This is a genomic window from Kitasatospora sp. NPDC023120, assembly GCF_055560835.1.
In genome coordinates this window covers 100,791-125,512 of record NZ_JBVHHY010000004.1, presented here as the reverse complement: position 1 = coordinate 125,512, position 24,722 = coordinate 100,791, and the positions used below count along the sequence as shown (strand labels likewise).

General features: G+C 73.1%; 23 protein-coding genes and 1 pseudogene. 14 read left to right on the top strand and 10 right to left on the bottom strand.

The features are described 5' to 3' along the window. The first annotated feature begins 25 nt into the window (after nucleotides 1–25). A complete protein-coding gene (locus ACZ3TI_RS07500; RefSeq protein WP_465724426.1) occupies nucleotides 26–787 on the top strand; it encodes a TioE family transcriptional regulator in 762 nt (253 codons plus the stop codon). An 18-nt stretch (nucleotides 788–805) separates the two neighbouring features. After that, the gene (locus ACZ3TI_RS07495) at nucleotides 806–1,258 is read left to right on the top strand and encodes an SgcJ/EcaC family oxidoreductase (protein ID WP_465724424.1); all 453 of its coding nucleotides are present in this window, start codon (nucleotides 806–808) and stop codon (nucleotides 1,256–1,258) included. Between the two features lie 51 nt (nucleotides 1,259–1,309). Here the strand turns inward: ACZ3TI_RS07495 and ACZ3TI_RS07490 are convergent, their stop codons facing one another. Next, a complete protein-coding gene (locus ACZ3TI_RS07490; protein ID WP_465724422.1) occupies nucleotides 1,310–2,029 on the bottom strand; it encodes a ScbR family autoregulator-binding transcription factor in 720 nt (239 codons plus the stop codon). Nucleotides 2,030–2,491: 462 nt separating this feature from the next. Between ACZ3TI_RS07490 and ACZ3TI_RS07485 the strand changes: the two genes are divergently transcribed. Further along, nucleotides 2,492–3,538: a ScbA/BarX family gamma-butyrolactone biosynthesis protein gene (locus ACZ3TI_RS07485; protein WP_465724420.1), complete on the top strand. Its 1,047-nt coding sequence runs from the start codon at nucleotides 2,492–2,494 to the stop codon at nucleotides 3,536–3,538. A 55-nt stretch (nucleotides 3,539–3,593) separates the two neighbouring features. Here the strand turns inward: ACZ3TI_RS07485 and ACZ3TI_RS07480 are convergent, their stop codons facing one another. Together ACZ3TI_RS07480 and ACZ3TI_RS07475 are read right to left on the bottom strand one after the other, a co-directional pair. Beyond that, a complete protein-coding gene (locus ACZ3TI_RS07480) occupies nucleotides 3,594–4,925 on the bottom strand; it encodes an MFS transporter (protein WP_465724418.1) in 1,332 nt (443 codons plus the stop codon). 188 nt (nucleotides 4,926–5,113) lie between these two features. After that, the gene (locus ACZ3TI_RS07475) at nucleotides 5,114–5,590 is read right to left on the bottom strand and encodes a MarR family winged helix-turn-helix transcriptional regulator (RefSeq protein ID WP_465724416.1); all 477 of its coding nucleotides are present in this window, start codon (nucleotides 5,588–5,590) and stop codon (nucleotides 5,114–5,116) included. A 100-nt stretch (nucleotides 5,591–5,690) separates the two neighbouring features. Here ACZ3TI_RS07475 and ACZ3TI_RS07470 point away from each other — a divergent pair, with 100 nt between their 5' ends. Continuing rightward, nucleotides 5,691–6,359, top strand: a complete 669-nt coding sequence (locus ACZ3TI_RS07470) for a LuxR C-terminal-related transcriptional regulator (RefSeq protein ID WP_465724414.1) — start codon at nucleotides 5,691–5,693, stop codon at nucleotides 6,357–6,359. A gap of 110 nt (nucleotides 6,360–6,469) precedes the next feature. Here ACZ3TI_RS07470 and ACZ3TI_RS07465 read toward each other — a convergent pair whose 3' ends face one another. The 3 genes from ACZ3TI_RS07465 to ACZ3TI_RS07455 form a co-directional block, all read right to left on the bottom strand. Next, nucleotides 6,470–7,720, bottom strand: a complete 1,251-nt coding sequence (locus ACZ3TI_RS07465; protein WP_465724412.1) for a sensor histidine kinase — start codon at nucleotides 7,718–7,720, stop codon at nucleotides 6,470–6,472. A gap of 136 nt (nucleotides 7,721–7,856) precedes the next feature. Then, nucleotides 7,857–9,248, bottom strand: a complete 1,392-nt coding sequence (locus ACZ3TI_RS07460) for an FtsX-like permease family protein (RefSeq protein ID WP_465724410.1) — start codon at nucleotides 9,246–9,248, stop codon at nucleotides 7,857–7,859. Nucleotides 9,249–9,253: 5 nt separating this feature from the next. Next, complete coding sequence (locus tag ACZ3TI_RS07455; RefSeq protein ID WP_465724901.1) at nucleotides 9,254–10,018, bottom strand: ABC transporter ATP-binding protein; 765 nt, start codon at nucleotides 10,016–10,018, stop codon at nucleotides 9,254–9,256. 199 nt (nucleotides 10,019–10,217) lie between these two features. Between ACZ3TI_RS07455 and ACZ3TI_RS07450 the strand changes: the two genes are divergently transcribed. The 9 genes and pseudogenes from ACZ3TI_RS07450 (at nucleotide 10,218) to ACZ3TI_RS07410 (ending at nucleotide 20,528) form a co-directional block, all read left to right on the top strand. After that, on the top strand, nucleotides 10,218–11,198 hold the full coding sequence (locus ACZ3TI_RS07450) for a hypothetical protein (RefSeq protein ID WP_465724408.1): 981 nt from the start codon (nucleotides 10,218–10,220) through the stop codon (nucleotides 11,196–11,198). A 38-nt stretch (nucleotides 11,199–11,236) separates the two neighbouring features. Then, complete coding sequence (locus ACZ3TI_RS07445) at nucleotides 11,237–12,142, top strand: ketopantoate reductase family protein (protein WP_465724406.1); 906 nt, start codon at nucleotides 11,237–11,239, stop codon at nucleotides 12,140–12,142. A gap of 167 nt (nucleotides 12,143–12,309) precedes the next feature. After that, nucleotides 12,310–12,858: a DUF6817 domain-containing protein gene (locus ACZ3TI_RS07440; RefSeq protein WP_465724899.1), complete on the top strand. Its 549-nt coding sequence runs from the start codon at nucleotides 12,310–12,312 to the stop codon at nucleotides 12,856–12,858. A 108-nt stretch (nucleotides 12,859–12,966) separates the two neighbouring features. Next, nucleotides 12,967–13,365: a hypothetical protein gene (locus ACZ3TI_RS07435; protein WP_465724404.1), complete on the top strand. Its 399-nt coding sequence runs from the start codon at nucleotides 12,967–12,969 to the stop codon at nucleotides 13,363–13,365. Between the two features lie 246 nt (nucleotides 13,366–13,611). Continuing rightward, the gene (locus ACZ3TI_RS07430) at nucleotides 13,612–15,477 is read left to right on the top strand and encodes a peroxidase family protein (protein WP_465724402.1); all 1,866 of its coding nucleotides are present in this window, start codon (nucleotides 13,612–13,614) and stop codon (nucleotides 15,475–15,477) included. 266 nt (nucleotides 15,478–15,743) lie between these two features. Continuing rightward, on the top strand, nucleotides 15,744–16,010 hold the full coding sequence (locus tag ACZ3TI_RS07425) for a hypothetical protein (RefSeq protein ID WP_465724400.1): 267 nt from the start codon (nucleotides 15,744–15,746) through the stop codon (nucleotides 16,008–16,010). Nucleotides 16,011–16,013: 3 nt separating this feature from the next. Further along, nucleotides 16,014–17,291, top strand: a pseudogene (locus ACZ3TI_RS07420) (M14 family zinc carboxypeptidase). A gap of 382 nt (nucleotides 17,292–17,673) precedes the next feature. Continuing rightward, the gene (locus tag ACZ3TI_RS07415; protein ID WP_465724398.1) at nucleotides 17,674–19,761 is read left to right on the top strand and encodes a transglycosylase domain-containing protein; all 2,088 of its coding nucleotides are present in this window, start codon (nucleotides 17,674–17,676) and stop codon (nucleotides 19,759–19,761) included. Nucleotides 19,762–19,832: 71 nt separating this feature from the next. Further along, the gene (locus tag ACZ3TI_RS07410) at nucleotides 19,833–20,528 is read left to right on the top strand and encodes a thiaminase II/PqqC family protein (RefSeq protein WP_465724396.1); all 696 of its coding nucleotides are present in this window, start codon (nucleotides 19,833–19,835) and stop codon (nucleotides 20,526–20,528) included. 35 nt (nucleotides 20,529–20,563) lie between these two features. Here the strand turns inward: ACZ3TI_RS07410 and ACZ3TI_RS07405 are convergent, their stop codons facing one another. Together ACZ3TI_RS07405 and ACZ3TI_RS07400 are read right to left on the bottom strand one after the other, a co-directional pair. Beyond that, complete coding sequence (locus ACZ3TI_RS07405; protein WP_465724394.1) at nucleotides 20,564–21,046, bottom strand: hypothetical protein; 483 nt, start codon at nucleotides 21,044–21,046, stop codon at nucleotides 20,564–20,566. Nucleotides 21,047–21,245: 199 nt separating this feature from the next. Next, nucleotides 21,246–22,469, bottom strand: coding sequence for an ROK family transcriptional regulator (locus tag ACZ3TI_RS07400; RefSeq protein ID WP_465724392.1), 1,224 nt, complete (start codon nucleotides 22,467–22,469; stop codon nucleotides 21,246–21,248). Nucleotides 22,470–22,615: 146 nt separating this feature from the next. On the opposite strand from ACZ3TI_RS07400, the gene ACZ3TI_RS07395 reads away from it, so the two are divergent. Continuing rightward, on the top strand, nucleotides 22,616–22,855 hold the full coding sequence (locus tag ACZ3TI_RS07395) for a SpoIIE family protein phosphatase (RefSeq protein ID WP_465724390.1): 240 nt from the start codon (nucleotides 22,616–22,618) through the stop codon (nucleotides 22,853–22,855). 170 nt (nucleotides 22,856–23,025) lie between these two features. Here the strand turns inward: ACZ3TI_RS07395 and ACZ3TI_RS07390 are convergent, their stop codons facing one another. Both ACZ3TI_RS07390 and ACZ3TI_RS07385 read right to left on the bottom strand, forming a co-directional pair. Next, the gene (locus tag ACZ3TI_RS07390; RefSeq protein WP_465724388.1) at nucleotides 23,026–24,225 is read right to left on the bottom strand and encodes a trans-sulfuration enzyme family protein; all 1,200 of its coding nucleotides are present in this window, start codon (nucleotides 24,223–24,225) and stop codon (nucleotides 23,026–23,028) included. Nucleotides 24,226–24,336: 111 nt separating this feature from the next. Further along, nucleotides 24,337–24,711: a hypothetical protein gene (locus ACZ3TI_RS07385; protein ID WP_465724386.1), complete on the bottom strand. Its 375-nt coding sequence runs from the start codon at nucleotides 24,709–24,711 to the stop codon at nucleotides 24,337–24,339. Nucleotides 24,712–24,722: the final 11 nt, after the last annotated feature.

Sequence of the window (24,722 nt, the reverse complement as noted above, 5' to 3'; positions counted from 1 at the left end):
AAACGGGCCCGAACGGAAGACGACCATGCGCCCCTCCGACCTCGCCCGCGAGCACGGCATCTCGACCCAGGCCGTCCGCAACTACGAGCGCGACGGCTGCCTCCCGCCCGCCGCCCGCACCCCCACCGGCTACCGGATCTACACCGAGCTGCACGCGGCCGCCCTGCGCGCCTTCCTCGCCCTCGTCACGGCGTACGGACACCCGACCGCCGGCCCGGTCATGACCGCCGTCCACGCGGACCGCATCGACGAGGCCCTGACCGCCCTCGACCGCGGCCACGCCCAACTGCTGCGCGACCGGGAGACCTTGGCCACCGTCCGGGAGGCCGTCGGCCACCTCACCGCCGCACCGATCACCACACACCCGGCTCCACGCTCCACCGCACCGGACCGACCGACACCGTCCGGCCCGCTCACCATCGGCGACCTCGCGCACCGGCTCGGCGTCACCCCCGCGACCCTGCGGACCTGGGAGACCGCCGACGTCCTCACCCCCTCCCGCGATCGTGCCACCGGCCACCGCGTCTACCTCCCGGCCGACGTCCGCGACGCCGAACTCACCCACCTGCTCCGGCGGGGCGGCTACCTGCTGCACCACATCGCCGCCGTGGTCCGGCAGATCCGCTCGGCGGGCGGCACCGACGAACTCGCCGCCGCCCTCGACGGCTGGCAGCAGCGCCTCACGGCCCGGGGTCTCGCCATGCTCACCGCCGCCGCCCGCCTCGGCGACTACCTGACCCTGCGGTCCACCCCGACCTCCCAGGGACTTGACCTCAAGCTGACTTGAGGTACCAGAGTGATCCGCATGAACACCGAAGCAGCCAGCACCGAAGCCGTGCCCACCGAAGCTGTGACCCCTGAAGCCGCGAGCACCGAAGCCGCAGACGTCCGAGCCATCGAACAGGTCGTGGCAGCCGTCGAGCGCACCCAACGCGCCAAGGACCCCGACGCCTTCCTCGCACTGTTCCACCCGCAGGCCCTCTGGACCACCGCCCACGGCAAGGTACTCATCGGCCTCGACGCCATCGCCGAGTTCACCCGTGCCGTCCTGCCCGCCGCGACCTGGGACGGCGAGGTCACCTACGAGCCGGTACACATCCGATTCCTGCGCCCCGACGTGGCCGCCGTCAAGGTGCGCCAGGTCTACCACGCAGCGGACGGCGACTCCGAGGGCGCCCCGCTCTACGTCATGACCAAGCAGGACGACGGACGGTGGCTGCTGCACGCCTGCCAGAACACCGAGGTGAAGACCGACTGACGACGAGCGGTCGAACACCCGCGCCCATCCAGAAACAGGACGGGCGGTTTGTCAGCGGGAAACCGTACGCGCTGTTTGTTCCCGGGTGGAGAAGTCGTCCGGGAGCGGAGCGGCGGGACGGTCGGCGGGCTTCCGCGCCGCTTCCAGCTCGGCCGCCACCCGGGCGCCGCGGTCCGTCCCGAGGTCGAGCGTGGCCAGCACTCCGGGCATGGCGATGCTCGGCATCAGGTGCTGGTACAGCACGGCGATCCGGCGCTCCAGGTCCGCCCGGGCGGACATCTTCTGGGACTGGATCTGCACACCCGTCCAGGCACCGGTCACCAGCCACGCGGTCTCGGCGGGCACCACCTGCGGCAGCAGCTCGCCGCGCTCGCCGGCCGCCGCCAGCACACTCTCGGCCCGCTGGATCCACCCGGGCGCGGCACCGCCGCTGACGTCGCCGAACACGTCGTGGCCGAGGGAGAGCCGCGCGCCCGCGCTCAGCAGCGGATCACGCGGCATGAGATGGGCGACCACCATCCCGAGGTCCACGAACTCCTGGAGCTTGCAGTGGCGTTCGGGCATCTCGTCCTGGCCGAACTGCTCCTCCACGACCCCCTGGGCGAGCTCCCGCTTCGAGGCGAAGTGGAAGTACACCGCGCCGCGGGTCACCCCCGCGCGGGCCACGACCTCCCCGATCGTCGCCCCGTCGTACCCGTGCTCATCGAAGACCGACGCCGCTGCCTCCAGGATCAACCGCCGCGTCCGGACCGCCCGCTCCTGCCGCACCACCGCAACCACCCGCCCGCAACGCTCGGCAAACAAAACCAAACACCCCGTATCTTACCCGTCGGGTACGGCGGGGATCTCGCCGTTCCAAGCCACATAGAGCGGTCTTCGAGCGAGGGAAAACCGCGTGGACGGTACGAGTCGCCCGGGTGACCGAAGCCCTCTACGGAAAGCCACCGAACCGGATCGGCGGCTCCCACTTGCCACTGCCGCCGCCCCGCGGAGCCCCCTCGCGACAGGGGGACCGCCAGGGGCGGGTGAGTAAATCAGCGCAGGTCAAGGAAGATCCACCGATCCGCCGCAACCCGCACGAGGCTTTCCGGCCCCTGCGGGAGTGACCGAACGGCCACACTTGGCCGCTGACGAAGATTCGCCCCGCCGCCTTGAAAAGCAAACCGGCAGGTACGTATCTTACGAGCCCTGAGCACCCCACCCCGCCCGTCACGGCCCTTCGGAGCGCTCCCGATGACCCTGCTTGCCTTCCGCACGTCCGCCACCCCCCTCGACACCGCGCTCGACACTGCGCTCGACACCGCGCTCGACGCCGCACCCGTCGTCGCCGAGGACCTCGGAGCCGGTTCCGACCAGACCCTCATAGCCGCCCCGGCACCCCGTCTGACCAGCACCGTCGCCAAGGAGTACGTCCACCGGGCCTGCCACGCCGAGGTCTTCCTGACCGGCAGCGAGTGGCTGGACGAGACCACCTTCGCGGTCTCCGCGCAATGGCCCCGGGCGCACACCTTCTTCAGCACCACGGACGGCACGCGGCACGACCCGATCCAGGCTGCGGAAACGATCCGCCAGGCCGGTCTCTACCTCGCCCACACCCGGTTCGGCGTCCCGCTCGACCACAAGTTCATGATGTGGAACCTCGACTACTCCACCCACCCGGGCCGCCTGCTGATCGACACGACGCCCACCGACCTCACGATCGAGGCACGGCTCGTCGCCCGGCCGCGCCGTACCCGGAGCACGGTCGACTTCACGCTCAGCACGGTCGTCCGGCGCGGCTCGCACCTGGCCGCCACCGGGTACGCCCGTTTCACCACCGTCCCGGACTCGACCTACCGACGGCTCCGCCGGGGACGCCACGACGCCACTGCACTGCCGGTGCCCGGCACGAACGGCGAGCCGCTCCCGCCGGCCCGGGTCGGCCGGCTCCGCCCGTGCGACGTCGTCCTGACCCCGGCCGACGCACCGGACACCTGGTACCTCACCCCCGACTTCTGGCACCCGATCCTCTTCGACCACGCCAACGACCACATCCCCGGCATGGTCCTGATCGAGGCGGCCCGCCAGGCGACCAACGCGCTGACCAGCCCCGTCACCGTCACGCCGACCGCCGCGGCCACCACCTTCCACCGGTACGCCGAGCACGACGCGCCCACCATCATCACCGCGCGGCACACGCCCGCCGGGGACCGGGACGCCCTCACCACCACCGTGACCGGCCATCAGCACGGCGAGCCGGTCTTCACCACGGTCCTCACCGGCCACCCCGACCAGCGCTGACGAGGGGCGCCACCGTGACGGCGCACGATTCCCGGGCCAGGTCACTGAATCATCGTCAATCTGGGCTACCGGCAGTGGAATTCACCCGGCGGAGCGAGCGGTCCGGCAGGGTGACGAGGAACAGCAGGGCCGCGCCGCCGAGCATGAACAACGCGAGCCGGTGCAGCCCACCCGTGGTGGCGCCGTGCGGGAAGAAGGCGGCGTTCGCGGCGGAGGCGGCCATCGCGCCGAGGTACATGAAGGTGCGCAGCAGCCCGGCCGCGGAGGCGATGGCCGCCGGGTCGGCCTGGTGGTAGAGGGCGGTCTGGGTGCCGAGCCCGATCAGGCCCTGCGGGATGCCCGCCACCACACCGACCGCGATCAACAGGACGGCCGGACTGTCGGCGTGCACCAGCAACAGGCCGGCGCAGGCGGCCACCTGGCAGGCGGAGCCGACCAGCAGCTTGCCGCGGACGGCCGGACTGCGGCCGGTGAGACCGGAGACGGCGAGGGCGGCGAGCGAGAGCGGCAGCAGGACCAGCCCGGCGCCGGCGGCGGACAGGCCGCGCCCCTCCTCCAGCCACTGGGTGTAGCCGTAGAGGAAGGCGTAGATGGCGGTGTAGCCGAGGAGTTGGCGCAGGTACGTGGCGACCAGCGGCCGGTTGCGGGCGAGCGCCCGCAGGTCGATGAAGGGGGTGCGGGCCCGCGCCTCGCGGACGGCGAGGGCGACCGCCGCCAGGACGGCCAGCACCGGCAGGTACCAGAACGCCGGGCGGGGATTCATCAGGAACAGCATCAGCGAGAGCAACAGGACCGCGAACAGCGCGATCCCGGCGTGGTCGAGGCGGTCGGGCCCGCCAGGCCGGCGCTGTCGTACGGCGGTCGGCAGGCGGGCTGCCCCGAGCAGTAGACAGACCAGTGAGAGCGGGACGTTGACGGCGAAGACCGTCCGCCAGCCGCCCGCGCCGATCAGCAGTCCGCCGAGGGTCGGGCCGACGACCGCGACGGTCTGGTTGGCGACGGCGAGCACGGTCAGTACCCCGGTGGGGCTGGACCGGCCGGTCCGCTCGGCCTCGCTGCGGGTGAGGTGCATCGCCGCCGGGTACGCCGCCGAGGTGCCGATCCCGAGCAGGACCCGGGCGACGATCAGCAGCCCGAGCGTCGGGGCGAGCGCGCCGAGCAGCCCCGCCAGGCCGACCAGGGCCGTTCCGGCGAGGTAGAGGCGGCGCGGCCCGTGTTTGTCCACCAGCCGTCCGATCGCCGGCTGACCGACGGCGGTGGCGAGGTAGAGCCCGGTGACCAGCCAGGCGGTCTCGGCGGGCGGTGCGCCGAAGGCCGCACCCACCGGCACCAGCGCCACCGCGATCATCGAGGAGTTGACCGGGTTGAGCACCGAGCCGAGCACCATCGGGGCGATGAGCCGTCGGTCGAACCCGCCGTCCGCGGCGGGCTGTCGGCGTCCGGTCCGGAGGCGGCCTGCGCGCCGGCGGTCGAGCCGGAGGCGGTCAGGCCGGAGGCGGTCAGGCCGGAGGTCGGAGGCTCGGAGGCGGGTTGCCCGCAGGCGGTCGAGCCGGGTAGGCCGGGCAGCCGGGCCGGTCATCGCCGGTTCAGCCGGTCGAGAAGGGCCAGCGCGTCCAGCAGGGTGGCGCGTTCGGCCTCGCTGTACTGCTCCTCCATCGCCCGGCCCAGCCATTCCTCGCGCGCCTGACGGCTGTCCGCGATCCGGGCCAGACCCGCCTCGGTGAGGCTGACCAGCTGGCGGCGCCCGTCGTCGGGGTCGGGGCGGCGACCGACCAGGCCGTGCTGTTCGAGCGCGGCGAGAGTGGCGGCCATGGACTGCGGGCGGACCCGCTCGGCGGCAGCCAGCGCGCTGGCGGAGGCCGGGCCGTCGCTGATCAGCCGACTGAGCACGGCGGTCTGGGAGGGGGTGAGGTCGCTGATGTCGCTCGCCTCCCGGAGGGTGCGGCGCAGTCGGCTGAAGACGGCGCGCAGCTCGCGGGCGGCCAGCGCCGCGGAGCCGGCGGGGGCAGCGGAGCCGGCGGCAGCGGGACGGGCGGTTCGCTTCTCGGTCACGGTTCCACGGTACTTTCATCAGTCTGAACTGTCCAGTCTGGACTGAAGACTTTCCCGGGGTCGGCTGCCGCCGCTGCCAACCGCCCGGGATAATGGCGACATGACAGACAAGCAGCTCCGCGTCGTCCTCGCCGAGGACTCGGTGATCCTCCGGGACGGGATGGTCGAACTCCTCACCGCGCGCGACTGCGAGGTGGTCGCCACCGCGGGTACGGCGCCCGAGCTGGTCTCCGCCGTCGCCGAGCACCGGCCCGACGTGGCCGTGGTGGACATCCGGATGCCGCCCACCCACACCGACGAGGGGATCCGGGCAGCCGTCGAGATCCGCGCCGCGATGCCGGAAGTCGGGATCCTGGTCTTCTCCCAGCACGTCGAGACCGTCTGGGCCGCCCGGCTGCTGGCTGACGGCGCCGCCGGCATCGGCTACCTGCTCAAGGAACGGGTGGCCCGCACCTCCCAGTTCGTGGACGCGCTGCACCGGGTCGCCACGGGAGGCACCGCGCTCGACCCGGAGATCGTCAACGGGTTGATCGGCGGCCGACGGCGCAGCCTGGTGGACGCGCTCACCCCGCGCGAGCGGGAGGTGCTGGAACTGATGGCGCAGGGCCACTCCAACCGCTCGATCGCGGCGCAGCTCGTGGTGTCGGAGCGGGCGGTGGAGAAGCACGTGGCCGCCGTGTTCGCCAAGTTCGAGCTGCCCGCGACCGACGCCGACAACCGGCGGGTCAAGGCCGTGCTCGCCTACCTCGCGGAGAGCGGCGCGTCCTGAGCCGGGCAGAAGCCGCGAGGGCGGCCGGGCAGGGCGGTCGGGCAGGGCGCGAGGCTCATGACCGACGCATCGCCCCCGCCGACCGAGCACCCCCGCCGTCCGTCCGTCCGTCACAGCCTGCCCGGTAGCTCGGCGCTGACCACCGTCGGCCCGCCCGGCGGACTGTCCACCCGCAGCACCCCGTCCACCGCCGCGAGCCGCTCGGCCAGACCCGCCAGCCCGGTGCCCGCGCCGATCGCGGCTCCGCCGCGCCCGTCGTCGCGTACGGTCAGCCGGACCCTCCCGTCGGCGGCGCTCGCCGTCAGTTCGGCCGACCGCGCGCCGCTGTGCTTGGCCACGTTGGTGAGCAGTTCGGCGGCGCAGAAGTAGACGGCCCGCTCGATCACCTCCTCCGGCCGCTCCCGGAGGTCCAGCCGGACGGTGACCGGCACCGGCGAGGTGGAGGTGAGCCCGGGCAGTGCCTCGGTCAGCCCGCCGTCCAGCGCCACCGGGTGGATGCCGCGGGTCAGCCGGCGCAGGCCCGCGATGGTGTCGTCGGTCTGCCCGCGGGCCCGGTCGACCAGGGTGCGCAGCCGCCCGAGGTCGGGCTCGCCCGGGCCGTCGAGGGCGTCGTCGGCCAGCGAGAGGGTGATGGCGAGCGCGACCAGCTGAGCCTGGGTGCCGTCGTGCAGGTCGCGTTCCAGGCGCCGCAGCCGTCCGGTGTTCTCGGCCAGCAACGTGGCCCGGGCGTTCTCCAGCTCGCGCACCCGCTGCTGCGAGCGCACCGGGCCGAGCAGGGTCCGGGCGAGGGCCCGGTTCGCCCGACTCAGGGCCCGCAGTACAGCGGGTACGACGGCCAGCAGGGCAAGGCCGATCGGGATCGCGGCCACGTCCGACCAGCCGACCGGTCTCGGGCCCTGTTCCAGCAGCCGCACCCAGAGCGGGAAGCCCAGCAGCCAGAGGGCGCCGAGCGGCAGCCCGATGGCGGCCACGAAGCCGAGCACCCCGACGGGCAGCCTTAGGAGGAGGTAGAGCAGCACCCTCCAGGCCACCGGATCGGTCAGCACCGCCCGACCCCGGGCGAACACCCCGGGTGGGCGCGACAGCGGCGGGGGCTCTGTCACCGTCTCGTCGAGCAGCCGCCCGACCAGCCACCGGTGCAACCGGCCGATCCGCCGCGCCCCGAGCAGTGCGGCCACCACGAACGGCAGGCCCAGTACGGTGAGCGAGAGCAGCGCCCCCGCGTAGAGGACGGCGACCGCGTAGACGCTGCCGAGCACCCCGAGCGGCAGCCCGAGGACGGCGAACGCCACCTCGCCACCCCGCACCGCCGGGAACCGCCGCCGCTCGGCCGCGCCCCGCGTCAGCACCGTCCACCGCATCGCCCGTCCACCTCACCAACGTCCGCCTCGGCGCACACCCGCCGACCGACCCTCAGCATCCACCAGGCGCGACCGGACCCCCGCGCGCCCCTGCCCTCGCCCGAGCCCCGTCATCTCAGGCCCGGCCCCCGCCCACTCACCCCCGGTCCCCGCCCACCGACTCCACCGCCGATCGGCCGCTCGCCCACAGCCCCGTGCCGACGATCCCGGGAACCGTCAGGACGGCCGCGCCCAGCACCACCCAGGCGCACCCCGCCCCCGGCACCACGGGCACCACCGACCCCCGCACGGCCCAGCTGAACGCCCCCGAGGCCGCGGCCGCCACCGCCCCGCCGAGCAGCACGCCGATCGCCGTGGTCAGGAGCGCCTCCACGGAGAGCATCCGCAGCAGCTGCCGCCGCGTCGCCCCGACCAGGCGCAGCAGCGCGAACTCGCGGCGCCGGTCGGCGGTCAGCGCGGCCAGGGTGTTGACCGTGGAGACCGCCGCGAAGCAGACCAGCAGGCCGAGCTCCGCCTGGCGCAGCCAGATGTCGCTCGCCTTGGTGACGCTGGTGGCGGCGCCGGTCGCCCGGGCCACGCGCTCGGCGGTGCTGGTCATGATCAACATCGTGCCGGAAAGCCCGACCAGCAGCGCGACCGGGACCACCGCCGAGGAGAGTCTGGCCGCGTAGCCGCGCAGGTTGGCGTCGGCCAGCCAGCCGGCCCGCGGCACGAGCACCCGGACCGGCGCGCCGAGCACGGCGGCCAATACCCGGGCCGCCACCGGCCCCAGCAGGGCGACCGCCACCAGCAGCACCACCGAACCGAGCAGGGCGGCCTGCCCCGCCTTGTCCAGCTCCCCGGCCGGCCTGGTCGCGGCCAGCCGCAGCAGCAGCGCACCGCCCGCCAGCACCGCCGCACCGGCGACCAGCCGCAGCACCCCCGTGCGCCGCGGCCCTCCCGTCCCCTCGATCAGGGCGACGGCCGGTGCCGGCCGGGTGATCCGCCGTGCCGCGGCGGCGGTGGCCGCCAGCCCGACCAGCAGCGCCACCGTGAGTGCGACCAGCATCGGCACCGGTGTCCCGGGTATCCGCAGACCGGGCGGGGCCATCCCGCGCCGCTGCAGGGCGTCGAGGAAGGCGTGGGCGGCGAGGAAACCCGCCGCGCAGCCCGGGACGGAGGCCGACAGGACGGTCGCCACCACCTGGGCGCGCACCACCCGCCGTACCTGACGGGGCGTCGCCGCGACGGTGCGCAGCAGGGCCAGGTCGCGGTGCTGCTGGCGCAGGGTGAAGCCGAGCGCGTTGACCACGACGAACATCGCGACCAGCACAGCGATCTCGCCGAACGCCGCAGCGATCACCGTTACGCCCGGCCCGGCCACCGGTGCCCGCGCCACCGACGCGGGGGCCGTCAGCTGCGCGGCGACCAGCGAGCCGAACAGCGTCACCGCCGCCGTCGCGAGGAACAGCGCCGCGCCCAGCCCGGCGAACGCCGCGGGCCGGCGCCGGATCTGCCCGACGGACAGTGTCAGCACGGGGTTGCTCACCGCACTCACCCGCCCAACCGGCTCAGCCGCTCGCCGACCTGCGCGGCGGTCGGCCTGACCAGCTCGTCCACCAGCAGACCGTCCGCCAGCAGCAGCACCCGGTCCGCGTACCCGGCGGCCACCGGGTCGTGGGTGACCATCACACAGGTCTGCCCGTCGACGTCGACGCCCGAGCGCAGCAGGTCGAGGATGTCGTGCCCGGTCGCCCGGTCGAGCGCGCCCGTCGGCTCGTCGGCGAACAGCACCTCCGGCCGGGAGACCAGCGCCCGCGCGATCGCCACCCGTTGCTGCTGGCCGCCCGACAGCTCCCCCGGCCGGTGCCGCTCGCGCCCGGCCAACCCCACCCTGGCCAGCGCCTCCCGCACCCGGGACCGCTCCGGCGGCCGCCCGGCCAGCCGCCCGGGCAGCTCGACGTTCTGCGCGACGGTCATCGCCGGCATCAGGTTGAAGGCCTGGAAGACGAAGCCCACCCGGGTGCGGCGCAGCTCGGCCAGCCGTCGCTCGGGCAGCCCGGACACCTCCGTGTCGCCCCACCGCACGGCGCCCCGGGTCGGGCGGTCCATCCCGGCCAGACAGTGCAGCAGGGTGGTCTTGCCCGAGCCCGAGGGCCCCATCACCGCCGTGAACGTCCCCGGCGCGAACGCCACGGACACCCCGCGCAGCGCCCGGACCGCCGCGCCGCCGCGCCCGTACTCGCGGTGCAGCCCGTCCCCGCGCAGGGCCGCGCCCGTCACCCCGTCATGTGCCGCCGCAGCTGCGGCTGTCGTCATCCCGTTCATGCCCTCCATCGTGGGCGTCGGGGGCCGGGAGATCGATTGTGCTGGCCCCCGAATCCGGGGTTCGGAAAACCGAACCCCGCAGGTGGTGGTAGGTACCGGTACCCGGGACGGGCAGCGGTCCCGAGCGGACCGAGCCACCGTTTTCCGCCCCGGTCTCCCCTGCGCCCGGCTCACGGGTAATCATGATCAGGTGACCATCGACCTGCTGCCCGGCCACGGCCTCCGCCTGCCCGCCCCGCTGCCCGAACTCCGCTTCGGGCTCACCGAAGCGGCGGTGCGCGCGCTGCTGGCCCCGCACGGCGAGCTGCTGCCCGAGGGGGTGCGGAACACCTTCGTCTGCGGCTGCCGCTGGGCGCTGGGCTTCCAGCTGCCCGGGGTGAGCGTCACCCTGTGCTCGGACGACCGCGACCGCCTCCGCAGCGTGACGGTCAGCCGCCACCCGGGCGACGAGCGGCCCGCCTGCCCGGTCGGCTACCTCGGGATCGACTTGCTCGGCTGGCCCGCTCACCAACTGGTCGAGGCGCTGCGCGCCGAGGGCCTGCCGGTGCCCGACCCCACCCGCGGCACCCTCCACCACGACCCGCTCCACCTCTACCGCCACCCTGCCCAGCGCCGCCGCCCGTCGGCCCCGGGCCGAAAGCCCCGCCGGGAGGAGCCGTTCAGCTTCGACGTCGTCTCGTTCCACGAAGCCGAGGAACCCGCCGAACCCGCCGAACCCACTGACACCGGCGACGCCCTGCTGCTCGTCCAGCCGGGCGGCCGGGTCCCGCCCTTCGCCGTGATCGGCCCGCCCGGCACCCGAGGCCGTACGCTCTGGCGCCGCGACCCCGACGGCACCGAGACGCCGGTCGAGTTCCACCTCGACCTGCGGCCGCTCCCGGACGACCTCGACCGGTCGATGGACGAGCGGGCCGCCTTCCAGCGGTACTGGCGCGGCGAGGGCCCCGAGGTCCGGTTCCCGAACGGCGGCCATGCGCACGACCACGTCGGCGGTCTCCCGTCCTTCCCGAGCGGCCGGGCCGAAGTCCCCGCGCCGTGGCGGTACTTCTTCGCCCTCACGGACGCTCCGGACGAGGGTGATCCCTACTTCCTCGACTTCGGTCACGGCGACGGCTTCCGCTTCCTCGGTCCGGACGGCCTGGAGGGCCGCTTCTACTGGGACATCCCGTGACCGCCCTGCCAACCCCTCTCTCACCCACAGGAGTCAGCATGACCACCACCCCCCTGACCGTCGCGATCCTCGGACCGGGCGGCGTCGGCGGACTGATCGGCGGGCTGCTCGCCCGCGACGGCCACCGCGTCGTGTGCCTGGCGAGCGAGGAGACCGCCGCCGTCATCGGACGGGACGGACTGCACGTCCGCAGCGGGGAGTTCGGCGAGTTCACCGCCCGCGTCGAGGCCGCCACCGAGTTGCGCGAGCCAGTCGATGCCGTCTTCGTGACCGTCAAGGAGACGGCTCTGGCGGCAGCGCTGGACCGGTTGCCCGCGCAGCTGCTCGGCACGGGGATCGTGGTGCCGCTGCTCAACGGCTTGGACCACATGACGGTCCTGCGCGAACGCTACCCGGCCGCCCGGGTCGTGGCCGGCACGATCCGGGTCGAGACCACCCGGACGGCGCCCGGGCGGATCGAGCACACCAGCCCCTTCGCCACCGTCGAGCTCGCCGCTCCCACCGAACCCTCCTCTCCCGTCCAGGAGTTCGCCGAGCAGCTGCGGCACACCGGCCTGTCCGTGACGCTGCGCGAGGACGAGACGGCGATGCTGTGGAGCAAGCTCTCCTTCCTCGCCCCGTTCGCCCTGCTCACCACCCGCCACGCGAGCGGGATCGGCACGGTCCGCACCGAGCACCGGCCCGAACTCCTCGCCGTGCTGGACGAGATCACCGCCGTCACCCGGGCGGTCGGCGCCCCGGCCGACGCGCAGACGCTGCTCGCCGCCTTCGACCGCATCCCCGGGACGATGAAGTCCTCGATGCAGCGCGACGTGGAGGCCGGCCGCACCACCGAGCTCGACGCGATCGGCGGCGCCGTCCTGCGGGCCGCCGACGCGCACGGCGTGGCCGTGCCGACCCTCACCCGGCTGGTGTCCGAGCTGTCGGAGGCCGCCGAGCGGTGACGGGCACCGGGGCATCGACCCCGTCGCTCCCACCGCCTCCATCGCCCCCGCCGCCTCCATCACCCTCACCGACCCCGTCTGCGGAAGCGGAAGCGGAAGCGGGCGGAAACGGGTAGGACCCGTGGCATGACGCTACCCACCGCCGAAACGGTCCCGGGCGGGACCGCATCGAGGACTTCCTCCGCACCCACGGGGCCGACCGGATCCCCCACCCGGGCGGCACACTGCTGTCCCACCTCGTCCGGGTGGCGGGCCTGTTGGCGGACTGGGGCTGCGACCCCGCCGTCCGGAATGCCGGGCTCTGCCACGCCGCGTACGGGACCGACGGGTTCGACCACGCTCTGCTGGCGCTCGACCAGCGCGCGACCCTGGTCGAACTCGTCGGCACCCGCGCGGAAGCGCTCGTCCACCTCTACGCGAGCTGCAACCGGGCCGCCGTCTACCCGCGCCTGGGCGTGGCCGAACCACCGCTGTTCCGCGACCGGTTCTCCGGACGGGACCACACCCCGCCGGAGGAGGACCTGCGCGCTTTCCTCGCCATCACCGTCGCCAACGAGCTCGACGTCCTCACGCACAACGCGGACCTGGCCGCCCGCTACGGACCCGGCCTGTACGAACTCTTCGCCCGCGCCCGAGACCTCCTGCCGCCCGCCGCCTGGCAGGCCTGCACCGAGCTCATCGGACCCGGGTCCGCCGCTCCCGGCCGAGCGAGCTGACTGAACGTCACATCCACGCGTAGCCAAAGGCTTTGCCTACCGTTCACCCGTCCCGCCGGAACCTCCGTACGGCAAAGCGGCGTTCTGCATGTCGGGAGGGATACTGACATGACAAGGAAGCCGTACCGCCTGGCCGCCACCGCACTCGCGGTGCTCGTCGCGGCCCAGTTGCTCGCCGCGTGCAAGGAGGCCGACCAGGCCGTCGACTGCGGAAAGCGCGCGATCAGCCTCGCCGGCGATGTCCAGGACCTCGCGGACTCGGCGGTCAACGTCGGCCAGATCACCGACGAGGAACGGCGCAAACACACCGTCAACGCGTTGAAGAAGATCGTCGACGACGCCAAGAAGATCCGCGAGAACGGCGGGGACAAGCTCGACGCCGCCGCGGACAAGCTCTCCAAGGCCGTCGACGCCGCCATCGACAAGGTCTCCGCCAACAAGCAGCCCGACCTCGGAGCGATCACCAGCGCCGCCGCCGACGTGACCAAGGCCTGCGCCGGGGCCTGACCGACCGGTCCGCGCCAGGGGCTCGAAGGGGCCCGCCGTACCGCGGCCGGGGGCGGGCGGCGCGGTACGGGGGCGCCCGACACCCCGGCGCGCGGGTGGACGGCGACCCTCCTATCGTGGAATTCGAGCGTCCACAGAGGAATCACCCCTGCCATGGGGTCCGCGCTGGTCACCCAGCGCCTCGTTCGCAGCACCACGGAACGTCACCGCACCTACGGAACGTCACCGCACCTACGGGGAGTCATCATGACTACGCCCCGCGACTCGCACCGCCCCTCCCCGGTCCGGACCGGCAGCGGATACCGCACCTCCCTCCCCTGGAGGATCGTCACCAGCGCCTCCGAGTACGTCGACCACCGCCTCGGCTGGGACAGGCTGCCGGTCGTCCCGGGCCTGCTGACCCTCCTCGGGCTGCGGGTCAGACTGCGGCAGCAGAACCTCCACGACACCGGCGGGCTGCCCACCGTCGATCCGCCCACCCCCGCACCCCCGTCCGCGAAGCACAAGGTCAACCGGACCGCCGACGGCAGCCACAACGACCTCGGCGACCCGCGCATGGGCATGGCGGGCACCCGCTTCGGCCGCAACATCCCGCTGGACCGGATCGTTCCCGCCACAGCCGAGTCCGTCCTGTCCAGGCCGAACCCGCGCGAGGTCAGCCGCGCCCTGCTCACCCGGCACGAGCTGATCGCGGCCGAGTCGGTCAACTCCCTGGTCGCCGCCTGGCTGCAGTTCATGATCCGAGACTGGTTCAGCCACGGCACGAGCCCCACGGACCGCCCCTGGGAAGTGCCGCTCGTGGACGACGACCCGTGGCCCGAGCGCCCGATGCGGATCATGCGGACACCGGACGACCCGACCCGGGACCCGCGGGCACCCGCCGGGACTCCCGACACCCGCGTCAACGTCTCCTCCCACTGGTGGGACGCCTCCCAGATCTACGGGACCGACGCGACCGAGCAGCGCCTGCTGCGCACCGGGGAGCTGGGCCGGCTGCACGTGTGGGACAACGGGCAGACCCCGTTCGCCTCGGATCCTTCCCGTGACCCCTCCCGTCTCCCCGGCTTCTGGCTGGGCCTGGCCATGATGCAGGACCTGTTCGTCCGGGAGCACAACGCGATCTGCGACCACCTGCACGGCGCCTACCCGTCCTGGGACGACGAGGAGCTGTTCCAGCGGGCCAGGCTCGTCAACGCCGCACTCCTCGCCAAGATCCACACCGTGGAGTGGACGCCGGCCGTGATCAGCCACCCCACCACCGTCGCCGCCCTGCGGGCCAACTGGTGGGGCGTCGCGGGCGAACGCGTGCACAGGCTGTTCGGCCGGGTCAGCGGCAGCGAGGTCGTCAGCGGCATTCCCGGGGGCGACACGGACCACTACGGCGTCCCGTACTCCCTCACCGAGGAGTTCGTGGCCGTCTACCGCATGCACCCCCTGGTCCGCGACGACTGGCACCTGCGCTCCGCCGACGACGACGCCGACCTGCGGCAGTGCACGTTCCGTGACATCTCGGGGCCCGATGCGCTGAAGATCCTCGGGACGATGCGGACGGCCGACCTGCTGTACAGCTTCGGCACGCTTCCCCCGGGCCTGGTCACGCTGCACAACTTCCCGAGGTTCCTGCAGGAGTACCGGCGCCCCGACGGGAACCTTCAGGACCTCGCCGCCACCGACATCCTGCGCAGCAGGGAGCTCGGAGTCCCCCGCTACAACGAGTTCCGGCGGCTGCTGCGGCTGCGGCCCGCGCAGAACTTCCAGGAGCTGACGGACAACCCGGAGTGGGCCGAGGAGATCGAGCGGCTCTACGAGGGCGACATCGAGCGGGTCGACCTGACGGTCGGGATGTACGCGGAGAGGCTGCCCGCCGGATTCGCCTTCAGCGACACGGCGTTCCGCATCTTCGTCCTCATGGCGTCACGACGGCTGAACAGCGACCGTTTCTTCACCGAGTACTACACCCCCGGGGTCTACTCCAGGGCAGGCATGGCCTGGATCGACGACAACACCATGGTCACGGTGCTGCTGCGCCACCACCCGGAGCTGCGCACGGCGCTCGCGGGCCTGACGAACGCCTTCGTGCCGTGGCACACCGCCGGAAGGACGTCCGGTTGACCCGGACCACGGTTTACCTCCGGAGCCGGGTGTGCCAGGCTGAAAGCGTGCGTGGGTTCCCCGCACCCGACAGCGGGAACCCCGGCTCCGGTGCTCCGGAATTGTCACCGTCCGTCACACGGACCGGTGCGGAACAGCGGTGACGCCGGGTGTCCGGACTCCGGTCGGCCGAGGCCCGGAACCGTGCCGGACGCGGCGGGCAATCCCGGTCCCGCGCCCACGCACGGCAGCCGTCGAGCGGGACCGCCGACGAGGTGGTGAGTGCCGTGAGCCTGGTTCAGATCGAAGGCTCCGAGGAGGTCCTGCGCGCCGTGCAGGGCATTCCGGAGCTCCACCTGGTGCGTTCGAGCCTGGAGGGCCGCGCCGACCACCGGTACAAAGTGGCGGCGTACGCGTCCGACCAGGCGGTCGAGGCGGCCGTTGCGCAGGGTGCCGAAGTGACGGTGCTGCTCTCCTCCGAGGACGCCGCCGAGCACCACGCCCGGATGTCGGCCGTGATCGGCCGGGGATACGCCGAGCGCGGGGAGGTGTGAGCGATGCCCCCGCCCTACGCCACGCCGACCGTGCCGCAGACCCCGGCCCAGATCGAGGCGGCGCTCGCCGACCTCGCGGCCACGTTCCCCGCCCTGTGCACGCTCGGTGAGTTCCCGAACCTCAGCGTCGAGGCCCGGAGGATCCACTTCGTCCGCATCGCGGACGCACCGCGCGACGGCCGTCCGGCCGTGGTGCTGACCGGTGGCGTCCACGCACGCGAGTCCGCGCCGCCGGACGCGCTGGTCCACTTCGCGCAGAACCTCCTGGTGAGCCGCACCACCGGCACCGACATCGTCTTCCCCGCGGTGTCCTGCCGGCCGCTCCCGGCCGGGCCGGCGGTCACCTACCCACCGTTCACCATCCCGGCCGCCGAGGTGCAGCGGATCCTGGACGGCGTCGAGCTCTACGTCGCGCCGCTGATCAACCCCGACGGCCGGCTGTTCGACCAGCTGAACCCGCCCTCCGACCCGGTCGGTGCCGGCTGGCGCAAGAACCGGCGGCTCCATCCCGACCCGGCCAAGGTCGGGGTGGACATCAACCGCAACCACGACATCGCGTGAAAGTTCGAGGACTACTACGACATGGCGGTCTACCTGTCCTTCTACCAGGACGGACCGGCCTCCACGGACCGCAGGGAGGAGACCTACCGGGGACCGTCCGCGGCATCCGAACCGGAGACCGCCAACGTGCAGTGGCTCATCGACCACACCCGGGCCACGTACTTCGTGGACGTCCACCAGTTCGGCCGCAAGGTCCTGCTCTGCTGGGGCATCGAGGACAACGGCAGCGACCCGTCCATGACCTTCTCCTCGCCCGCCTGGAAGGGCAAGCGCGACGGCCTGCGTCCGGGCAGCCCCGCCCTGCCGCCGGGCCGCCCCGACTACCAGGAGTTCGTCACGGACTCCCCGCCGCACTTCGTGCGCAAGACCCTCGGCACCATCGCCGGTGAGATGCGCGACGCCATCCTGCGCAGCGCCGGGGTGGATCCGACCGTCACCACGGCGAGTGTCCAGCGCGCGCACTCCACCTACGACGTCGGGCAGAGCGCGTCGCTGTACCACCCGCTGGGCGGCCCGGTCACCGGTACCACCGACGACTACGCCTTCCGCCGGCAGTTCGACGACCCGACCAGGGCGCCGGTCTTCGCCTTCACCATCGAGACCGGGCACGAGGAGGAGTCCGGTTTCCACCCCGACTACGGCAGCCCGCCCGGGCACTACGCCAAGATCGAACGGGAGGTCCACGCGGCACTCACGGCCCTCTGCGGCTTCGCTGCCTGAGCACCGGGTTGCCGGATCGGGAGCAGTCGTCAGGACGCATGCAACCTTTCGGCCCGCTCGCGGCATCCATGTGGTGTCAGGACCATACGAGGGGAGTGGTGCCGCACGCGGGCCGGGGGAAGATCGGGTACGGACCGCGGAATTCCGTCGCACCCATTCAGTTCGCATGCGATTCGACTTTTCCCGAGCCGGCTTTCAGTACCTGTGGCACAGCTGTGACAGTCACCCGCGAAAAACTGTTCGACCGGCGGGGTCCAAGGGCTAGCATTCCGGAATGGAATCGAATCTCCCCCCGATATGGAGTTCCTCCGACGGCGCGGATCCCCGCCCGCCCCGCAATGCGTCCCTTCGGCTGGCCCGCTCCGGTGCGACCTTCCTGGGTGTGAGTGTCGTGTCCGGTGTGCTGCTGGCGGGTCTCGTCCTACCCGCCGTCGGCGCCATCGGGTTAACCGCCAAGGACACGGCGGAGGGCTTCGACGACATCCCCGACGACTTCAAGGCCCCGCCGCTCACCCAGGCCACCCAGATCTTCGACGCCAAGGGCGGCCTGATCGCCAAGGTCTACGAGCGCGACCGCACCGTCCTCACCGCCGACCAGATGTCGCCGTTCATGCGACACGCCCAGGTGGACATCGAGGACGCCCGCTTCTACGAGCACGGCGCCGTCGACCTCAAGGGCGTCCTCCGCGCGGTCAGCAAGAACGCCGAGAGCGGCACCGCCTCGCAGGGCGCCTCGACGCTGACCCAGCAGTACGTGAAGAACGTCAACGTGGAGAAGGCCGGCGAGAACAAGGACGCCGTCCTGGAGGCCCAGCGCAAGACCCTGGGCCGCAAGATCCAGGAGCTCAAGGTCGCGATCAAGCTGGAGGAGGACCTGAGCAAGGATCAGATCCTCACCAACTACCTCAACATCACGTACTACGGGAACGGCGCCTACGGCGTGGAGGCCGCCTCCCAGCGCTACTTCAGCAAGAGCAACAAGGACCTGACCGTCGCCGAGGCCGCTACCCTCGCCGGGCTGGTGCAGAACCCGTCGTCCTACGACCCGAAGCTGCATCCGCAGGCCACGCAGAACCGCCGTGACGTGGTGATCGGCAAGATGCTGGAGAACAAGCACATCACCGCGGAGCAGGCCGCGGAGGCGAAGGCCGCCCCGCTGGGCCTGAACTTCAAGGAGCCGCAGAACGGCTGCATCACCGCCCAGGCCGGGATGGGCTTCTTCTGCGACTACGTCCGCCACGTCGTCAAGCAGGACCCGGCGTTCGGCAAGAGCGCCGAGGAGCGCAAGAAGTTCTGGGACACCGGCGGTCTGAACATCCACACCACGCTGGACCCGGACAAGCAGGCCGCCGCCCAGAACGCGGTGAGCACCAACGTACGGGTCACCGACAGCGTCTCCGCGGCCGCCACCATGATCGAGCCCGGCACCGGCAAGATCCTCGCCATGGCCCAGACCCGCCCCTACGGTCTGGTGAAGGAGAAGAACCAGACCGTCGTCAACCTCAACGTCGACGTGGCGATGGGCGGCGGCAACGGCTTCCAGCCCGGCTCCACGTTCAAGCCGGTCGTCGCCGCCGCGGCACTGGAGGCGGGCCTGTCCCCGACCCAGGAGTACCCGTCCCCGAACAAGCTCGAGTACCCGACGATGAAGACCTGCGAGGGGACCTGGAAGAACGAGGCCCGGCCCAAGACGGTGGTGCCCAACGAGAATCCGAACGAGAAGGGCCCCTACCAGCTGAAGACGGCGATGGCTCTCTCGGTCAACACCTACTTCGTGCAGATGGAGCAGGAGATCGGCCTCTGCGCGGTCAAGCAGATGGCCAACAAGCTCGGCATCACCACCAAGGCCAGCGGCAAGCCCCTGGAAGAAGTCCCCGCGATGGCCCTGGGCGTCGAGGAGATGAGCCCGCTGACGATGGCCAACGTGTACGCGACCTTCGCCGCCCAAGGCACGCACTGCGCCCCGATCGCCATCAACCGGATCACCACCGTGGACGGCAAGGACGTCCCCGCCCCGGCCGGGCACTGCGAGAAGGCGTTCTCCGAGTCGACGGCACGAGCCCTGAACACCGTTCTGAACGGCGTGACCGAGAACAACGGCACCGGCGCGGCGCTCAGCTTGGAGGACAACCGGCAGATCGCCGGCAAGACCGGCACCTCGGACCACAAGAAGGCCGCCTGGTTCAACGGCTACACCCCGCAACTCGCCACCGCCGTCTGGCTCGGCGGCCCCGCGGGCGGCGTCGAGATGCGCGACATCACCATCAACGGGAAGCACCGCACGGAGGTGTTCGGCGCCGACGGCCCCGGACCGATCTGGCGGGACGCCATGAACCAGGCCCTGCGCGGCACGCCCAAGCAGTCCCTCCCGATGGCCGACATCCCCGACCCGGCACCCAAGCCCGACCCGAGCGGCACCGCGACCAACACGGGCTCGCCGGCCACCACCCCGCCCGGCCCGCAGCGCTGACCAGCACCAGACCAGGCCCGGCACCACCACCCGGCCTGTCGCCGCCGACCGGACGCCGCCAGGCGGTAGGAATGGGCACCGGACCGAACCGCACCCCGGAGGCACCGGTGAACCACCCGATCCTCGACCAGATCCAACAGCTGCGCGCCGAGTTGGCACCCGGCGACGCCGCCCCCGCACTGGTCACGATGCTGGCCGCCGGCACCGCCCCGCGCTCGGCCCTGGCCGAACTCGCCGCCCAGCAGCACCGGATCATCCGCTCCGACCGGCGCAGCCTGCTGCTGCTCGCGACCCGCTGCGCGGACCGCCCGGTCGGCGCCTGGTTCGCCACCCTCGCCGAAGGCGAGAGCGCCGCGCTGCGCACCCTGCCCGCACTCGCCGCCGCCGGTGGCCTCGACCCCGCCGCACCGGAGGCCCGCCCGCCGCTGCCCGGCTGCCAGGCCTACCCCGCCTACCTGGCCTGGCTCGCCCTGAACAGCGAACCCACCGCCGCAGCCGCCGCCCTGGTCGCCAACTTCGCGGCCTGGGGCGGCTACTGCGCGGTCGTCGCGCAGGCGCTGCGCCGCCACTACGGCTACTCCGACGAGGCCTGCGCCTTCTTCGACTTCTTCGCCCAGCCCGCGACAGAGCTGGAGCAGCAGGCCGCCGACGCGCTCGGACCGGGCCGACTGGACGAGCCGACCCTGGCCGCCGCGCGCGAGTACGGGCTGCTGCTCCAGTCCTACGAGCGCCTGTTCTGGGACACCCTGGGCGTGCTCGACCCCTGACGTCCGAGCCGCCCTCCCGGGCGACCCGTCCCGCCTCAGGCCTGCCAGTGCGGCTTGCCGCTGACCATCCGGCAGTAGATCACCCGGCCGCTCGCGTCGTGCGTGCTCTTCCCCAGGTCGGCGTTGCGGCAGAACTGCCCGGCCTCGTAGCAGTTTCCGGCAGCCGACCGGATCTCGCAGCCGCCGCCGGCCGCCGCCGCGGTGTGCTCCGGCTGCGGGTCGGCCGGCGGCTGCGCGGTGGTCACCTTCGGCTGCGGGGCGGCCGTGGGCGCCGGCGGCTGCGACGGGGCGACGGGCGGCGCCGAGGGCGCGGCGGCGGCCGGAGGCGTGACCGGCGGGGCGGACGCGGTCGGGGCCGTCGCCGTGGGGGTGGCCGGCGGTGCGGGCGCCGCGGTGGTGGCGGGGGCGGTCGGCGTGGCCGACGGGTCACAACCGGTCAGTGCCAGACCGACGGTGAGGACGAGTCCGGCGAATCCGGCCAGACCGGCCCGGCGACGCCCGGATATCCGTGAAGCCATGGAGGAGAACGCTCCGTTCCGTTTGGATGAGTCGTGCGATTCAAGCAGCCGCCCCACACGGCCTGCGCACCGTTTCCCCACTCGTCGCCGGATCGAGATCTGGCGACTACCCAGCGTCGCCGTCCTCCCGGCCACCGTCACACTGCGGCGCGCCCACCGCCCACCAGCGCAGACCCCGCGCTCCGGGGCAGCCCCACCGTCAGCGCAACCCCGCCGTCCGGCGCTCGAACACCTCGGGACGGGCGCTCTCCAACGCCGTGGCGACCGCGCCCAAGAGCACCGCCTCCTCCCCCAGGAGGCTCGGCGCGAGCGTCGGACGCATCGGGGCGAGCCGGTGCAGGGCCTGCTCGACCGGTTCCAGGAGCAGGTCCGCGCTGCTGCCGATCCCACCCCCGAGCACCACCAGGTCCGGGTCCAGCAGGGCGGACAACACGGCGACGGCGTACGCGAGTTGCTCGGCCTCCCGCTCCACCGCCCGGAGCGCCGCGGGCTCCCCGGCCCGGGCCCGCTCGAAGACCTGCTTCGCCGTCAGCTGCCGGGCCGCGCCCTTCCCGCCCAGCCCGAAGTCCCGGGCGGTGCGCACCACGGCGTCCGCGGCGGCCTCCTGCTCGATGGTCGCCACCGGCTCCTCGGGGCGGGCGGCCAGCGGCACCAGGCCGATCTCGCCCAGCGCGCCGTGCGCGCCGAGCAGCAGCTCGCCGTCCTTCACCACGCCCAGCCCGAGACCGGTGCCGACCAGCAGGTAGGCGAACATCCGGCTGCCCCGCCCGGCGCCCAGGGTGTACTCGCCGAGCGCGGCCAGGTTGGCGTCGTTGGCCACCGACACGGTCGTGCCGAGCCCCTCCCCGATCCGGTCGAACAGCCCCGGCCGGCCCCAGCCGGGCAGGCTGGAGGCGTAGCGCACCCCGCGCCGCTCCTCGTCCCACACGCCCGGGGTGCCGATGACCGCGTGCACGATGTCGCTGCCCGCCAGCCCCGCCTCGGCGATCGCCTCGTGCGCGGCGGCGACCACGGCGTCCGCGACGGCGTTCGCCGAACGGCCCCGGTTGGCCACGTCCCGGCGGGCGACGACCGTCCCGGCGAGGTCCGCGACGGCCACCCGCAGCCGGGCCCGGCCGATGTCCACGCCGAGCACGTGCCCGGCCGTCGGGTCCACCTCGTACAGCACGGCGGTGCGGCCGCGCTCGGGGGCGACCCGCCCGGCCTCGCGGACCAGCCCGGCCTGCTCGAGGTCGGCCAGTGCGGCCGAGACGGTCGGCTTGGACAGGCCGGTGTCCCGGGCCAGCTGGGCGCGCGAGGAGCCACCGCCGGTGCGCAGCAGCTCCAGCAGCAGCCACTCGTTGTTGCTGCGCAGCCGCTGCCGGTTCCAGGGCACCGCGGGGGCCGCGGCCGCCGGGCGACTGGTCGGCTGGTGGGTGCTCATCGGTTCCTCCGGGTCTGGTGCTCACGGCATCTCGGGCGTGGGTCCGGCACTGCTCTCGTACGGGTCCGGCGCCGGGCCCGTACGGTTCCGGCACGGTCTGCGGTGTCCGGTGTCCGGTGTCCGGTGTCGGGCGCCGCCGCCCAAGTATGACCGGTGATCATCTGCCGTTCGGCCGCACCCTGCTCGCGATGGGCGACGTCATGGGGCACGGCGTCGAGGCCGCCGTCGACATGAGCCACTACCGCTCCGACCTGCGCGACATCGCCGGGATGGACCTGCCCCCGCACCGGATCCCGCGCCAGCTCGACACCACCATCTCCGCCGACGACTCCGCCCGCCCCGCGACCTGCCTGCTCGCCCTCGCCGACCCGGGCCGCCACCGCTGAACCCTCTCGAGCGCGGGCCACCTGCCGCCGACGACCTCCTCGACGCCGTCCTCCACGCCCTCGTGCCCCCCGGCGCCCGCCGCCGAGGACGACATCGCCCTCCTCGCCGCCCGGGCCAGACCACGGTGACCGACCGGCCGCCCCCCGCACCGGCAGCGCCGCCGCGGGGCTCACGCCTTCGCCAGCGCCTGCTCCACGTCCGCCCAGATGTCCTCCGGGTGCTCGATGCCCACCGACATCCGCACCAGCCCGGCGCCGATCCCCGCCGCCGCCAACTCCTCGTCCGACAGCTGCCGGTGGGTGGTGCTCGCCGGGTGCAGGACCAGGCTGTGCACCACGCCCAGCGACGGCGCCAGCGAGGCGAGGCGCACGGACTCGGTGAAGGCACGGGCCGCTTCGCGGCCGCCGGCGAGATCGAAGGCTAGGACACCGCCGTGGCCCTCGGGGAGGAGGCGGCGGGCGAGCTCGTGGTCAGGGTGGGTGGGCAGGCCCGGGTAGTGGACGGCGGCGACCGCGGGGTGGTCGGCGAGGCGGCCGGCCAGGTCGAGGGCGCTGTCGCAGTGGCGGCGGACCCGCAGGGCGAGGGTCTGCAGCCCTCGAAGGGTCAGCCAGGCGGCGAACGGGTCGACCGTGGCGCCGAGTTCGAGCGAGTACTGCCAGACCTTGCGGTGCAGTTCGGCGTCGGCGAAGACGGCGATCCCGGCCATGACGTCCGAGTGCCCGCCCAGGTACTTGGTCGCGGAGTGGATCACGATGTCCGCGCCGTGCTCGACCGGCCGGCACAGGAGCGGGGCGAAGGTGTTGTCGACCACGCTCACCACCCCCGCCCGCTTGGCGACGGCGATCAGCCCGGGCAGGTCGGTGACCCGGGTGGTCGGGTTGGAGACGGTCTCCAGGTACAGCACCCGGGTCTGGGGCCGCAGGGCCGCCTCGACCTCCGCCGGGTCGTCGCCGCCGACGTGGGTGACCATGATGCCCCGGCGCTCGGCGAGGTCAGCCAGCAGGCTGAACGTGCCGCCGTACAGACTGCGTTGGGCGATCACGTGGTCGCCGGCGCGCAGCAGGCCCAGCAGCGCGGTGTTGATCGCGCCCATGCCGGAGCCGGCGGCGAGGGCGCCGACGCCACCTTCGAGGTCGGCGACGGCGTCCTCCAGCGAGCGGACGGTCGGGTTGCCGTAGCGGTTGTAGAAGAACGCGCCGTCCGGTCCGCCGCGGGCCTGGACGAGCGTGTCGCTGGTCTCGACGGCGAACACATGGCCCTGGTGCAGGGGGATGCCCATCGGACTGCTGCCGACGACCTCGGCGAGCCGCGGGTGGACGATCCGGCTTTCCGGGCGCAGCGCCTCGGAGTTCACGTGGTAGTCGCTCATGCCGGCCATCCTCGGGCGGTCCCCCGCACCCCGGACAGGGCCAATCTCACCCAAGTGGCCTGCCCCGGGGGTCGTTCCGATGCCGCCGCCCGGACCGGCAGGCCCGTCCGCCTACTTGCGGCGGCCGAAGATCCGCTTCGCGGCGTAGATGATCCCGACGATCAGCAGCACGAAGAACAGGATGACCAGGATGATGACGACCAGCAGGAACTTGCCCAGCTTGGCGAAGAAGCCCTTCTTCTTCTTCTCATCCTTGGCCGCGAGGTGCGCGGAGTCGCTGCTCGACGAGGCGACGGAGGAGGCGACGGACGCGGCGACGGGCACGGCGACCGACTGGGCCACCGGTGCGCCCGGGCCGGCACTCGCGGCCGCGGCGGTCCGGGGTGCGGCAACCGCCGCCGCGCTCGATGCCGCGGTGGTGAGGCCGACGGCGGCCAGCAGTGCCACCAGGGCGCCGGCTATCGAACGTGCGATCCGGTGAGTCATCGTGCTCCTCG

Excerpts from the sequence above, each read along its gene's own strand:
- ACZ3TI_RS07410 (WP_465724396.1), top strand. The coding sequence starts at position 19,833 with ATGGGCACCGGACCGAACCGCACCCCGGAGGCACCGGTGAACCACCCG.
- ACZ3TI_RS07385 (WP_465724386.1), bottom strand. The coding sequence starts at position 24,711 with ATGACTCACCGGATCGCACGTTCGATAGCCGGCGCCCTGGTGGCACTG.
- ACZ3TI_RS07390 (WP_465724388.1), bottom strand. The coding sequence starts at position 24,225 with ATGAGCGACTACCACGTGAACTCCGAGGCGCTGCGCCCGGAAAGCCGG.
- ACZ3TI_RS07465 (WP_465724412.1), bottom strand. The coding sequence starts at position 7,720 with ATGCGGTGGACGGTGCTGACGCGGGGCGCGGCCGAGCGGCGGCGGTTC.
- ACZ3TI_RS07495 (WP_465724424.1), top strand. The coding sequence starts at position 806 with ATGAACACCGAAGCAGCCAGCACCGAAGCCGTGCCCACCGAAGCTGTG.
- ACZ3TI_RS07405 (WP_465724394.1), bottom strand. The coding sequence starts at position 21,046 with ATGGCTTCACGGATATCCGGGCGTCGCCGGGCCGGTCTGGCCGGATTC.
- ACZ3TI_RS07500 (WP_465724426.1), top strand. The coding sequence starts at position 26 with ATGCGCCCCTCCGACCTCGCCCGCGAGCACGGCATCTCGACCCAGGCC.
- ACZ3TI_RS07485 (WP_465724420.1), top strand. The coding sequence starts at position 2,492 with ATGACCCTGCTTGCCTTCCGCACGTCCGCCACCCCCCTCGACACCGCG.
- ACZ3TI_RS07395 (WP_465724390.1), top strand. The coding sequence starts at position 22,616 with ATGACCGGTGATCATCTGCCGTTCGGCCGCACCCTGCTCGCGATGGGC.
- ACZ3TI_RS07455 (WP_465724901.1), bottom strand. The coding sequence starts at position 10,018 with ATGACGACAGCCGCAGCTGCGGCGGCACATGACGGGGTGACGGGCGCG.
- ACZ3TI_RS07470 (WP_465724414.1), top strand. The coding sequence starts at position 5,691 with ATGACAGACAAGCAGCTCCGCGTCGTCCTCGCCGAGGACTCGGTGATC.
- ACZ3TI_RS07430 (WP_465724402.1), top strand. The coding sequence starts at position 13,612 with ATGACTACGCCCCGCGACTCGCACCGCCCCTCCCCGGTCCGGACCGGC.
- ACZ3TI_RS07445 (WP_465724406.1), top strand. The coding sequence starts at position 11,237 with ATGACCACCACCCCCCTGACCGTCGCGATCCTCGGACCGGGCGGCGTC.
- ACZ3TI_RS07400 (WP_465724392.1), bottom strand. The coding sequence starts at position 22,469 with ATGAGCACCCACCAGCCGACCAGTCGCCCGGCGGCCGCGGCCCCCGCG.
- ACZ3TI_RS07435 (WP_465724404.1), top strand. The coding sequence starts at position 12,967 with ATGACAAGGAAGCCGTACCGCCTGGCCGCCACCGCACTCGCGGTGCTC.
- ACZ3TI_RS07480 (WP_465724418.1), bottom strand. The coding sequence starts at position 4,925 with ATGGTGCTCGGCTCGGTGCTCAACCCGGTCAACTCCTCGATGATCGCG.